The organism is uncultured Alloprevotella sp., assembly GCF_963536905.1.
In the GTDB taxonomy this organism is placed as follows: Bacteria; Bacteroidota; Bacteroidia; order Bacteroidales; family Bacteroidaceae; genus Alloprevotella.
The window spans coordinates 19,926-33,125 of the sequence record NZ_CAUTBW010000027.1 but is presented as its reverse complement, the minus strand read 5'-3'; the positions used below and the strand labels follow the sequence as shown (position 1 = coordinate 33,125).

Genomic DNA, 13,200 nt, shown 5'->3' with positions numbered 1-13,200 from the left:
CAAAGCGACTCTTGAAATAGTTCAGCTCATCGTTTCGACTCATTTCTCAAATAATAACAACGCCACGCCTCTGATTCTTTGAATCGGAAGCGTGGCGTTGTTTATGGAGTGAGCCGAGTTCCTTTGCTCTCAAGGAGCGAGGAGGCTCAGAATGATCAATAGCAGAAGGCTTCGAGCGAATAGAGATAGATGGTGGCGGCGGGGATGGCGAGTAGGGCACTGTCGAAGCGATCGAGCATACCGCCATGTCCTGGTAGAATATTGCCGCTGTCCTTGATGCCGAGTTGTCGCTTAAAGAGGCTCTCCACGAGGTCGCCCCAAGTGCCGAACACGCATACAGTGAGTGCAAGTCCCATCCATTGGGGCACCGTCATGTTACCACCAAAGGCTGTTTTCAATAGTACGGCTGCAATGAGACAGAACACTCCGCCACCAATGCTTCCCACCCAACTCTTATTGGGAGAGACGCGCTCGAAGAGTTTTGCAGGGAAACGCTTGTGGAGCAGGCTTCCGCAGCAGTATGCTCCAGTGTCGTTCGTCCAGATGAAGATGAAAACGCTCAGCGGGAGTACCCAATATTTCGTGCTGTCCCCATTAAAAATGGCTTGACTAAATTGAGACAAGCCGATGAGCATAGAGAACGGTAGGGCAATATAGAGCTGAGAAGCAAAGGCATAAGCCCAATTTCGCAGCGGGTTCTCGTCTTTGAGATAAAGTTCGCTAATGGGGAGATAGAGGATAGTGAGCAGATAGGGGATAAAAGCTTTGATATCGACTATCCCCGACATGACGAAGGCGAAACTAAAGAAAAGATAGACTCCGGCCGTCGTGCTGATGAGGCGGTTTACGTTAGCTCCCGTGTGGTTATTGACGTTGGTGCCGAACTCCCACACCGTTACTCCCGTGATAAGGGCGAAGAGCAGCGTGAAAGATAGAGCCGAGCCGATGATACACCCGATGACGACTAAAAGAAAGAGTGTGCCAGTGATGGCGCGCGTAACTAAATTGTTCATTATGGGCAGATGGGTATAAAATAGAGAAGTCCCGTAGAAGCACCTTACGGCATTTCTGCGGAACTCATTTGTTATTGTTTTTCTTCGTCCTGATGGTCAGTGGAAGGACTTTCTTCGGCGACAGGAGGAACTACTGGAATGGGCGGAAGCTCACTGTCAGCAGTGGTTGGAGGAGTGGGCGGTGTTTCCTGCAGTGGAGCATTGGATGCTTCAGCAGCTTTTTGTTTCTCCATGGCGTGTTGTTGAGCTATTTCTTCAGCCTTCTTTCGATTGGCTGCCTCTTGTTCTTCGAGCAACTGGTCGCCGCGGCTCTTCCATGGGCGCGGACCGAAGATTTCCTCTACGTCCTCGCGATAGATGACCTCACGCTCCACGAGCAACTGGGCTAGGCGAGCGTGCTTCTCCTTGTTCTCGGTGAGCAGCTTCTTGGCGCGCTCGTATTGCTCTTTGATGATGCGATGCACTTCAGCATCAATTCTCTCGGCCGTCTTTTCTGAATACGGCTTGGAGAAGTTATATTCATCATTATTATAATAGCAGAGGTTGGAAAGTTCATCGCTCATACCGAGATAAGCCACCATGCCGTAGCTACTCTTGGTGGCGCGCTCCAAATCGTTGAGTGCACCACTCGAGATGTGGCCCGTGAAGAGTTCTTCAGCAGCACGTCCGCCCAACAAGGAGCATAACTCGTCGAGCATTTGTTCCTTCGTCGTGATGGTACGTTCTTCGGGCAGATACCAAGCTGCCCCGAGTGCTTGACCGCGTGGGACAATGGTGACCTTTACGAGCGGGTTGGCATATTGCAGCAGCCAGGAAACACTGGCGTGGCCGGCTTCGTGGAGTGCGATGACCTTCTTTTCGTCCTCTGTCATCACTTTTGTTTTTTTCTCGAGACCTCCGATGATGCGGTCGATGGCATCAAGGAAATCCTGCTTGCCCACCAACTCGTGCTCGTAGCGGGCAGCGATGAGCGCAGCTTCGTTGCAGACATTGGCAATATCGGCTCCAGAGAATCCTGGAGTTTGACGAGCTAAGAGTTCAATATCGAGAGAGGTGTCGTACTTCAGCGGGCTGAGATGTACCTTAAAGATAGCCACGCGTTCGGGCAGGTCGGGGAGATCTACATGTATCTGGCGGTCGAATCGGCCAGCGCGAAGCAAGGCTTGGTCAAGGATGTCAGCGCGGTTAGTAGCTGCCAAGATGATTACACCTGAGTTAGTGCCGAAGCCGTCCATCTCGGTGAGCAACTGGTTGAGCGTATTCTCGCGCTCATCATTTCCGCCGAATGCTGCATTGCGACCACGGGCACGTCCCACGGCGTCAATCTCGTCGATGAAGATGATACATGGCGCTTTCTCCTTAGCTTGTCGGAAAAGGTCGCGCACACGGCTGGCACCAACACCGACAAACATTTCAACGAAGTCGGACCCAGACATGGAGAAGAAGGGAACGTTGGCTTCTCCGGCTACTGCTTTTGCCAACAAAGTCTTACCAGTGCCCGGAGGTCCTACGAGAAGTGCGCCCTTGGGTATCTTACCACCCAATTCGGTATAGTGCCCTGGATTTTTGAGGAACTCTACAATTTCCTGCACCTCTTGTTTTGCGCCCTCTTGTCCTGCAACGTCTTTGAACGTTACGTGTACGCCGTCGCCTTTCTCAAAGAGTTTGGCTTTGCTCTTACCAACGTTGAAGATGCCGCCACCTCCTCCGCCGTCGCCACTGCTGCGGCGGAACACCCAGAACCAGAAAAGGATGATGAGCAGCAGGGGGAGGAAGCTCGTTAATAGATTTGAAAAGAAACTATTGGATATCTCGTATCGAATAGGGCCTCTATATTTGACAGCCTCCAAGAAGCCCTGTACATCATCCGTAGAGGGGATTCCAGCAGTGGCCGTTGGAGTTTGTCCAACCTTACCGCTCTCTTTGCCAAACACATTGCGGATGTGACCACTATCAATCAAGATTTTTGCATTCTGCTCGCTCTTATTGACCGTGATACTCTTTGCATAGCCTTTTTGAACGTAGGCTTTAAAGGTAGTATAGTCGATGTCCTTATCTGCTGAGCCGCCAAAGCCTGTACCCGTGAAGAGTACATAGCTAAGCCCCAAGACGATAAGGAGATAAACCCAAGTGAGGTTGAACTTAGGCATCTTATTTTTTGAACCGTTCTGTTTCATGTTTTGCGTGTTAGTCTAAATTGGGAATCTCCGTCAGTTCGCTGTCTTCCCAGAGATGCTCTAAGTCGTAATACTGGCGCGCAGAAGGCACAAAGACGTGCACCATGACCGTGCCATAATCCAGTGCAATCCATTCGGCTTGCTGTTCTCCTTGTACAGCGGCCGGCTTTTCGCCTATTTCCTTTCGAGAGGTATCCGCCACCGATTCAGCGATGGCCTCCACCTGCTGCGGATTGTTGCCTGTACAAATCACGAAATATTGGGCAGGTGCTGTGCCAATTGAAGTTAAATTGGCTGTTATAATATCAAATCCTTTCTTCTCTTGGATTCCTCGAACGATGGAATCCACTAGTTGGGTCGTTTCTGTCATCTTTTTTTGAGTACAATTATTTGGGGAACAAATTTAGTGCTTATTTTCCGAACGACCTTGTGCCGATAATGGAATAAAATAAGGACGTTGCGATTTTCGCTTATTGGGCTGATCAACAAAGAGCGTGCCGAAAGGAGGAAAATAAAATTTTAGGCTGATACAATAAGGCTGTCAGCAATTTTTTTTAGAAAAAGTTGTGGGAACATTTGGTGGTTATGAAAACAAGTACTACTTTTGCACTCGCAATCGGGAAGGAAAGCCCGAAAGCTCAAAGGAATTGGGGTATGGTGTAATGGTAACACTACAGATTCTGGTCCTGTCATTCTTGGTTCGAATCCGAGTACCCCAACACAATTTAGCCGCTACAAGTCAAACGATTTGTAGCGGTTTTCTTTTTGTATTTGTCAATCTGTATCTGCTGGTTCTTTTCGGATAGGTTTATTTGGTTGTTGCTTTTTTCAAAACAGTTTTCTACAATAGTCTCAAAAGCCTTGAGATACAATAAGGATGTCCATTTTTGGGCTGTGGAAAACCCTGTGGAAAACTATGTGGATTTCTGGTGGAAGAAGCTTATTTTTGTCCCTCTTTATTGTGTTCGTCGGTAGCTTTATTGCGTTTGAAAATACAATAAGGCTGTCAGCTGACAGAATAAGGCTGTTGGCCAGCGCGCTTATTGTATTTACGAACATAATAAGGGAAATTATGATTGAGAGGACTTCCTCCTCCGATGTCTCTGATTCGTCTAACAGGGCTGAGGTGGTATTCTCCGTTCCGTCCGAATTGTTTGTTCTCATCCGAGAATACCCCTTTTTTGCATGCACAAAAAAGGCTGCCTTTTGTTGAGGCAGCCTTTGAAGATATTATGGGAAATGGGAATTACTTGATGTAAACTTTCTTTCCATTCACGATGTAGAGGCCTTTGCTGGGATTGTTCACGCGGCGTCCGCTTAGGTCGTAAACTACGTTTGAGTTATTTGTATTTGGTGTCACTTCTATGATACCCGTTGTAGGCACTTTCTGATAAACGCGAATGTAGTCGAAGCGAGTTTCATAAACGTGGTTGACATCAGGATTAGCGGCCCAACTACCGTTGCCCACACTCTGGTTGAGAATGAGGTAGAACGGTTTTGTGAATGGCCACTGTCCTTTGTCGAGTGCGTTCTGATCGGTGCTCTTTGCGTAGCTACCCACCTCTTGTCCGTCTACAGTCCACGTGATGCGCTCTGCATCCCATTCTACACCATATACGTGCCAGTCGGCCACGTTAACGGCTTCATTGAAACCAGACTGTGGATTACTTTTGTTTCCGAGCGTGTAGGTCCAATTAGAATGTATGGTGTGGTAAGCGCGATTCTGTGTGTCGATAGTTTCGAAAATGTCGATTTCACCAGCCTTTGGCCAACCTTCAGCAGGTGGTTGTGGCATCATCCAAGCAGCGGGGAAATTGCCGCGATGAGGATTGGTGCGAAGGCGAACTTCTACTTTGCCGTAAGTAAAGCTGTAAAGACCGCGCGTTTCAACAGCACCTGTAAGCATATCAACATTGTCGGTGCTTTTGTCGGGGTTGGGGATGGCGCGAGCAACGAGGCAGCTATCTTGGCAGAAGATGACATCGTTGGAGTTGCTTATCCAGCGGTTCCAAGCAGCGCTGTAGCGAACAGAACGCGTCCAGCGTGCAGGGTCGGGCTGAGTACCGTTGGGTTGATTGAATTCATCATCGAAAACGAGGATGTATTCTCCTGCAGCCTCTTCAGCAGCTGTTGCTGGTTCAAAGGTAGGGTAGAATTCGAGGTCGCCGTCAACGTAGCCACCATTGAGTTGCAGTATTCCGCCTTTGAGGTCGTTAGCGCTGAAGTATGTGTCGACATATTGCGCCACTTTGTTTGCAATGCTGTCTCCTCCAAGGATGCCGTGGCGCAGGCGTAAACCTGTCAGTTTGTAGCCTTTTTCAGATTTAGCCAAAACCGTGAGGCCTTTTCCTAATGGAAGTTCTGCATTGTTGAGATCTTTTCCATTGAAAGCAGTGAGGAGGCCGTGATTGCTAAAAACTTTAGCGGTCACTTTCTCTCTCTTGGTGACGAGCACGCGAATATCTGCAATGGCACCGCCATTGTTTACGATGTTGTTTTGCTCATCAATGCGGCCAGCAGGGTCTGCATTGTCCCAGTCTACCTTATAGCGCATCAGATAGAAACCGTCAGCGAGGTTCTCAGGAATCTTAAATGCAGGAGTGTTGAGAGTGTTCAGGTTGTCAAGTTGAGTACCCGCACTGTTATAGCGTGTTTGATCGCTCAGTGTCAAGCCTGAAAAGGATACGAGATCAGTGCTTTCTGTGAGTGCTCCTTTGGCACCTACTTCTTCCACGTTGAAATCTCCATCTTGTTCCTTATCGAGGTACACATAGGCGTTCATCCAGCCTGCACTGTAATTAACAAAAGGCTTTACTGTACTACCTTGACGAGCAATGAAAGACTTGTTCGTCAAATTGTGGTACATGAGTTCAGTGTTGGCCACGTTGTGAGCGATTTCGCCCAAGCCAACTCCGTTGAGAACGCGGTCGGTGCGAGTACGCTTTGTGGCCTTGTCAAAATTTACGGGGTAGTCGTTTACAACAGTACTTGTACTACTGATAAAGAGCCCTTCAATCTCGAGATCACCGTCAACATAGATTGCGGGAATAGTGAAGGTGTCGTCTTTCTTGAATTGTGACTTTCTGAAGATAACATCTTCGTATTGTGGAGTGCTGTGGACAAGAGAATCGCCAGCCAAGTTGTAACCATGGCGCAGACGGATACCGCTATAGGTGAAACCGCGCTCGGGGTTCATCTTGATGGTGAAACTCTTACCGAACGGAATGCGATAGCTGTTGAGTTTAGAGCCGTCGGCAGCCAATACCTCACCATTACGGTTGGCATCGTTCACGTTGACGCTGTCGCCGTGTACATTGAGGCGTACATCCACAATTGCACCACCGTTGTTCACAATGTTGTTGTCGTGTGAAGCATTACCACGTGGGTCTATATTATCCCAGTCCACCTTGTAACGCATGCGATAGAAGCCTATCGGCAGGTTTGCTGGAATCGTAAATGATGGTTGAACGAGAGTGTTACCATTATTTACAGAAGTTCCCTTACTGTTCTTGTTCTTATAGAACGAATAAGTGACGAGGTCGGAGTTGTCGGGTTTACCATTAGCTTGGATGTCGTAGGAGAACTTTCCATCGCGTCCATAGTCAAGGTAAACGTAACCGCTCATCCATGTACCAGAGTAGTCGAAGGCTGGAGTTACTGTTTGACCTGGTTTCACCTGGAACTGCTTAGAGGTGAGATCTGAGTAAACAGGAGTTTTGCCCTTTGTAATAGAAGCCGCCACATTGATCGTAGAAGCTTGCAGTTTTACAGCCTTCAAGCCACGGTCTCCGCGGGTGTAAGTTTGATCTTTCTTAAAGCTCGTGGGATAATCCTCGCGCTCGATATCGGAGGTCGACTTATCGTTTACGACAATCTTGTCGATGTAGCACGCAAAGTCGGCCGAACGCGTGTGAGAAGACTCTGCATCGGGTACTACCACAAGGCTATAAATATCTATGCCGCCAGCACCCTTGATTGGAAATACTGCATCGCACCACTGATCCGGTGTTACCGTATTGTTGGAGAAAACCCAGAATTGTTCCGTCTCAGCATTTTGACCAGCACGGTCTTTGCGTTTACCCAAACCAATGAGCATAACGCGACCACTTACAGGCTTATTGATGAGCACGTGTACGTACTTAGTCTCTGGCGTAAGTTCGAAGGTTTCTTTTAAGTCGATGCGCGCACCGAACGTGTTGCTACCATAGCGCGAACGCTGGAAGCCAAGAATCTTTGCAGAGCTATTGGGAACAATAGAAAGGACGGAATCCATTGCAGTAAGATGGTTGTCAACCACTGCTACGTTTCCTTGCAGTTGGCCTTTACGGAAAGGAGAGTTCTCCCATGTGTCGTAAACACCGATTGATTTATAGTCCTGAGTCTCAAAGTTGATGGACTGTGCTACCGCTGTGGCAGGAAGTGCTGCCATACAGAGTAAAGCACCAGATATGATGGGGTGTTTCATTGTTATGGAATCTTAGAAAACTGAAAGGGTGGAGAGTGTAGGGCAAGCCTTTGAATCTGTCAGCGTGATGCGAACTGCTTTAACAGACGTGCCGTTGCCGTAACTATTAGCAGTAGAGCCGTTGAGCGGAATGATACGCTTGTAACCTACAGTGGTAGTGGTCACACCGGGGGCAGCTGCTTTCCACGTTGTGCCATCAGTGGAGGTTTCAATCTTGAAGCTCTTGATACGCTGTCCGAGGCGGATGTATTCCTGCAACATAACGTAGCGCACGGTTTGAGGAGTGTCCCACGTCAGCGTGATAGTGGCATTGTTCACACCATCATTTGTTGCCCAGTATGTCTTAGCATCGCCGTCTGTCAGGTTCGCTGTTTCGTAGTTGCGATGAGCACCTGCCGTACGTGTGTTGCTCACCTCGATGTGTGCATTCTTAGCTAAGTCGTTGCCAAGTCTATTCTTAAGCATCGTTCCGAGTTGTTTGAGTACTCTTACATCGGCTTCGGGCAAAACGCCGGCCTTGTTGGGTGGGCAGTTCAAAATGAGTGTAGCGTTGCGTCCCACTGTTTCCAGATACATCTGGAATAGGCGTTCTGCGCTCAGTGGAGATTCGTTGCTGTGCCAGAACCATCCCTGGTCGGTCATCTTAGCGTCACTCTCGCCTGGGAACCAGATCCAGCCATCTTCAGTACCGTACATACCGTTTCGCTCAGGTGCATAACCGAGGTTCTCTGTTGCCCAGTTGGTTTCACCAGCCCAGCCAGCTTCGTTACCAATCCAGCGCGCTTCTCCGCCAACACCCCAGAGAATGATGTTAGGACAAACTTTGTGGATAGAGTCGCGCAAATTCGGAATATCATAGTATGTCTCACGGTCAACGCTAATTGTTGTTTTGCGTCCGCCATAGTAGCCGTCGCCACCATTCGCGCCGTCAAACCACATTTCGAACTGATCCGTACCATAAGTAGCTAATTCGGCACACTGACGGAGGAAAACATCTTTCACATATTTGTCAGTACCATAAAGCGCTGAGTTACGATCCCAAGGAGAAACGTAGAAACCATATTTCAAACCTAATTTCTGAGCTGCTGCTGCGAAATCGCGAGGAATATTGGTCTCTCGGCCAAAGGCGTTACCAGCTTTGACAACAGAATGGGTTGTCGAAGAAGTAGGCCAAAGACAGAAACCGTCGTGGTGCTTGACAACAGCAATACCACCCTTCATGCCAGCAGCTTGTACTGCTTTGAGCCATTGTTCAGGGTTGGGGGCTGCTGTTGGTGCAAAAATAGATTCGGCTTCGTCGCCATTACCCCATTCCAAGTTGGTGTAGGTGTTCATTCCGTAGTGGAAGAAAGCGTAGAACTCTGTTTCGTTCCATTTCAGTTGCCGTTCGGTAGGGAGCGGAAATACCGGTCCTGGTTCGTTGTCGGAATTTGTCAGTGTCTGTGATTGCAGAGAGAATTGGCTCTGTGCACTACTGATCACCGGTGCTGCCGACAAGGCCAGAGCGGATAACAAGTAAGTAATTTTTTTCATTTTAAATGATTAGGTGGGAAATTTTGGACAAAAATAATCAAAACAACGAAGAATGCAAACCATAGTTTCAAAAATCGTACTATAAGGATTCTTCTTTTCTACTTTTCTAAGTCTGTCTTGCTCTTTATGGGAGGATATGGCATCTTTCCTTTTGCTGTTTTGCAAAAGGAAAGATGCCAATAGATATAGCTAAACCTCCTTCTCTCTTATCGCCCTTTAGGCGCGCGCTTCTGCTGAGTCTTCGTTTTGGCGGAGGGACTGGATGGTCAGTTTGCTGCAACTATCGTATAGTTTCTTATAGAATTTATGTCGGCAAAGCGTCGTGCTCGCTCCTAAAATGATGAGTTTCATTCGCGCTCGTGTGATGGCAACATTCATGCGGCGCAGATCGTTCAGAAAACCAATCTCGCCTGCCTCATTAGCTCTCACGAGCGACACGAGGATAACATCGCGCTCTTGTCCTTGAAAGGCGTCAACAGTGTTGATAGTGATCGACTTGCGCAAAGGGCGCAAATAGGCATTTTTCTTTAGCAGAGCGCGTAAATACTGCACTTGAGCTTTGTAGGGAGAAATGATGCCGATATCGATGCGCTCTTCGAGGAGGCGTTGTCGCCCTATGCGCTCGGCGTAGTCAATGAGTGTGGCAAGTGTGAGCCGTGCCTCCGCCTTGTTGATACGGCCGTAGCTTGCTCCAATAAATTGTTCGTGAAAATCCTCTTGTCCCTCGTTGTCTTCTCCCGCCGTATCAACCCACACAAGTGGCTCATCCATGTCGGCCATAATGCCGCGCTGACTCACTTCTGGTGCGGCTTGTAACTTTCCCTCATAGAACCATTCGGAACTGAATCGCATCAGTGCTTCGTTCATGCGATATTGCACCGTCAGTAGGCGTACAGCTTCGGGATGTGTCTCCGCGAGCGTCTCCATGAGCGTTTTATCCAAGCCTCCATAGCGCGCTGCGTTGCTTTTGATGGTTGGGGGCAACTGGCAGTGGTCGCCGGCCAGCACGAAGCGGTCGCATTTTCGTAGCGCAATCCAACACGCTGGTTCGAGTGCTTGTGCGGCTTCGTCGATGAAAAGAGTGTGGAAATGGATGCCTTGCAGGAGTTGGTTGGCACTGCCCACTAAGGTGCAAGCCACCACTCGTGATTGATCGAAGAGAGCATTGCGGATGCGAAGTTCCAGTTCGTCAGCCCGCTCTCGAAGACGCGCAATCTTTTGATGGAAACTCTCGCTGCGACCTTTGCTCGGTGTGGCGTAGAGTTGTCGGATGGTGCGGCGTATGCTCCAAAGGGTGGAGTAGTCGGGATGGCTTTCGAAGCGTCGCTCGTAGGTGAAACTCAACATCTTGTCTGTCACGCGCGACGGATTACCAATGCGAAGCACGCTTACTCCGCGATCGGCAAGTTGTTCCGAAATCCAATCGACAGCCATGTTGCTCTGGGCACACACCATCACTTGTGGTTCGCACCGCATCACCTCCATGATAGCTTCCACAAGCGTTGTGGTCTTTCCCGTGCCTGGTGGGCCGTGTACTATCATCACATCGCGTGCCGCTAACACCTCGTTAACGGCTTGTTCCTGAGAGGCGTTGAGCCATGGTAGGTTCAGACGGAGCAGGTTTTCCGTTCTGCTCACGGGTTTCCTACTGCGAATGATGTCGCGCAGTTCTGCCAAGCGGTTTCCACGAGCACTGATGACCGCATCGAGGGCTTCGTTCATTAACTTATACGAAGTCTCGTCAAAATTCAGTTGAACACCGCCATTCTCCAGTGCTTGTAGTTGGGACAGTGCTTGCTCGTTGGGCAGGGCCACCACCATCCTGTCGGCCTCGGCATAACTGATTGTGCCGCTAAAGTTGAGGTATTTCAAGTTATCGCCGTTCTGTTGTGAGAAAAAGCAGACCGAGCGACCGTATTCAAAGTTGTGCTCGATGTCAGAGTCCGTAGAACGATGAATTTCCACCACCAAGCGATCGAGCGAGTTGTAATAGCTGCGCCCCACGGTTACGGGAAACCAGCAGTCGCCACGTTTCACCTTTCGTCCGATACCGAACGCCTCCGTTTCGCGGCGGAACTCATTGCGTTCGAACTCATATTCTTTCTGAAGCAGTTGTTTTTGTTGTTGTAGGGAAAGCATCTGTTGTTGGGAGTGGGGGAGGGGAAAATGGAGGTGAGGGTGGGGCGGTTGCGTCCGATAAAGCAAAGGTTTCTTCTCTTATGGAAGAATCGGCTTGTCTGTAATCGGTTCGGCCGTAAATCCTTTGCCTTGCAGGATAGGGTGCTCATAGCGGTTCAGCTCATTGCTGGGATAGACAGGCAATGAAGGTTCTGCTGTTGGCACATAAAAGAGAGAACCCACACGAAGGAGCGACCCCTCAATGTGTGGTGTGAGATCGAAATCGAAAAAGACCTCATCGCCTGCATTCCATTTGCGACGAATGACGGCGTAGCCCTTTTCGATGGTGCAAAACTCCTCGCGCCCATTCACATAAATGAGTGGCATCGTTTTCTGCCACGAAGGAATGAAAAATCGGAGCTCCAGTGGTGTCTGACTCTTCAACCCACCAACGCGCACTTGCACTCGACTGCCAAACGGCATCCTGCTGGTCTGATCCAGCGTGAGCGCAAATTTTGGTGTGACAATCCGAGCAAAGACGTTGAGATAGAGATTGATAGAAACACCCTGCTCGTCTGTGAGATACATCCACTGTGTAGCATCTACCACGGCTTGTTGCGCCAGATGCTGCTCGAAAGATTTTGTCAGCAAGGCCGGCATGAGCTGATTGAAGAGAGCTTCGTTGAGCGAATCGCAGAAGCGCGCCTCACCCGTCCATCGTAGGAGCGGTAAGCAATGCTGAATGGTGCTGATAGCTTCATAAACGGATTGCGGAGCTGTGAGCGTAGGTCGCTGCGGAGTAGAGGCTGTTTTCAACAGAGCTTTCACATCTTTCTTTCGCCATTCCGTGAGCGGTCGAGGCATGGCAGGAGTGGTCCCAATCATGCCCGCCATTCGGAGGTTTGTTTGATCCTTGCTCAAGAACACTACGCTGTCGGCACTAATGCCGCGCAACGGGCGTTGGCGCAAAGTTTGTGCTTGCCCAATTGTTGCCGTGTAAAGGCAAAACAAGAGTAGTGGCAAGAGCCGTATCGTTGAGATTTTCATTACATTATTTTCGTTCAAAGTTACGCGGAAAATCCCAACTGATAAAGTTTTACATGTTTTTTTAGCTTTTGTTAGTAGCGCAAAAAAGGTAAAGTCTCTATCTTTGCCACAAATGCAAAAGCAAATCCGATGAAGCATCTGATAAGTTTATTCCTGATATTGTTTTTCTTGTGCCAAACTCTCAGTGCACAGGATGTTGTTGAATCCCTCTCTGTTGATACAACAACCGTTGCCGCTGCAACCCACAAACCGTTGGCCCAAAACGAAGCTTTGCAGCCGATTCTCGAGGTGCGCAATCCCGCATATAGTGCGTTCTCCCCCTTCTATGGCAATTTCTGGGGTGGTAGCTGGTCGCTACATCCAGGTCTGAACGTACAGTTCGGCATGAGTGCTTCCGTAGCTTTCGGAAAGTATGCGCCCAGTGGGGTTGGTTTTGGCCAAAACGTGGCGTTGGCGTATGTAAAACCTGTCAGTACGCGACTGCTCTTTGCTGCTGGTGTTTTCGCCAACCACATGAAATGGGGTGGATATGGCGGAACAGAACTGGGAGTGGGTGTTCTTGCAGCCTATCGAGCTACAGAAAAACTCGATGTGTACGCCTATGCCACGGCAAGTTTAGTGCCCAAAAGCGCACTATTATGGAGTCCTTACTATTGGGACGCCCCTGCGAAATATCGCGTAGGGATGGGAGCCAACTGGAAGGTGAGCGACAGCTTCTCGCTCGGTTTGAGTGTTGAAGCCTCTAAGCGTGAGGGCTTCAATCCTTATCAAGTTGAAAATCATAACCTAATGAAACCTTATCGCGGTCTCGACTGGTAACAACTCTTTTAGGTGTAGAATTATCGCT

The 13,200-nt window shown here is 49.1% G+C and carries 9 protein-coding genes and 1 tRNA gene; 2 read left to right on the top strand and 8 right to left on the bottom strand.

Annotation, left to right across the window (positions count from 1 at the left end; translation table 11 throughout):
* Positions 1 to 155: 155 nt before the first annotated feature.
* From ABLA33_RS06135 to rsfS, 3 genes are all read right to left on the bottom strand, one after another.
* Entirely contained in the window at positions 156 to 1,013 is an 858-nt protein-coding gene (locus ABLA33_RS06135; protein ID WP_347719646.1) for a phosphatidate cytidylyltransferase, read from the bottom strand.
* 71 nt (positions 1,014 to 1,084) lie between these two features.
* A complete protein-coding gene (gene ftsH, locus ABLA33_RS06130; protein ID WP_347719645.1) occupies positions 1,085 to 3,190 on the bottom strand; it encodes an ATP-dependent zinc metalloprotease FtsH in 2,106 nt (701 codons plus the stop codon).
* Positions 3,191 to 3,200: 10 nt separating this feature from the next.
* Positions 3,201 to 3,560, bottom strand: coding sequence for a ribosome silencing factor (rsfS, locus tag ABLA33_RS06125; RefSeq protein ID WP_311490218.1), 360 nt, complete (start codon positions 3,558 to 3,560; stop codon positions 3,201 to 3,203).
* Positions 3,561 to 3,838: 278 nt separating this feature from the next.
* Between rsfS and ABLA33_RS06120 the strand changes: the two genes are divergently transcribed.
* Positions 3,839 to 3,909: transfer RNA gene (locus ABLA33_RS06120), tRNA-Gln, on the top strand.
* A 133-nt stretch (positions 3,910 to 4,042) separates the two neighbouring features.
* Here the strand turns inward: ABLA33_RS06120 and ABLA33_RS06115 are convergent.
* The 5 genes from ABLA33_RS06115 to ABLA33_RS06095 form a co-directional block, all read right to left on the bottom strand.
* Positions 4,043 to 4,354 (bottom strand): hypothetical protein, encoded by a 312-nt coding sequence (locus tag ABLA33_RS06115; RefSeq protein WP_347719644.1) that lies wholly within the window; start codon positions 4,352 to 4,354, stop codon positions 4,043 to 4,045.
* An 82-nt stretch (positions 4,355 to 4,436) separates the two neighbouring features.
* Positions 4,437 to 7,655 carry a glycoside hydrolase family 16 protein gene (locus ABLA33_RS06110; RefSeq protein WP_347719643.1) on the bottom strand — a complete coding sequence of 1,073 codons (3,219 nt, stop codon included), beginning with the start codon at positions 7,653 to 7,655 and terminating at the stop codon, positions 4,437 to 4,439.
* Between the two features lie 12 nt (positions 7,656 to 7,667).
* Positions 7,668 to 9,188: an alpha-L-fucosidase gene (locus ABLA33_RS06105; protein ID WP_315089664.1), complete on the bottom strand. Its 1,521-nt coding sequence runs from the start codon at positions 9,186 to 9,188 to the stop codon at positions 7,668 to 7,670.
* A 216-nt stretch (positions 9,189 to 9,404) separates the two neighbouring features.
* Complete coding sequence (locus tag ABLA33_RS06100; protein WP_347719642.1) at positions 9,405 to 11,327, bottom strand: AAA domain-containing protein; 1,923 nt, start codon at positions 11,325 to 11,327, stop codon at positions 9,405 to 9,407.
* A gap of 78 nt (positions 11,328 to 11,405) precedes the next feature.
* Positions 11,406 to 12,353: a hypothetical protein gene (locus ABLA33_RS06095; protein WP_347719641.1), complete on the bottom strand. Its 948-nt coding sequence runs from the start codon at positions 12,351 to 12,353 to the stop codon at positions 11,406 to 11,408.
* Between the two features lie 129 nt (positions 12,354 to 12,482).
* On the opposite strand from ABLA33_RS06095, the gene ABLA33_RS06090 reads away from it, so the two are divergent.
* Entirely contained in the window at positions 12,483 to 13,172 is a 690-nt protein-coding gene (locus ABLA33_RS06090; protein WP_347719640.1) for a hypothetical protein, read from the top strand.
* Positions 13,173 to 13,200 lie beyond the last annotated feature (28 nt).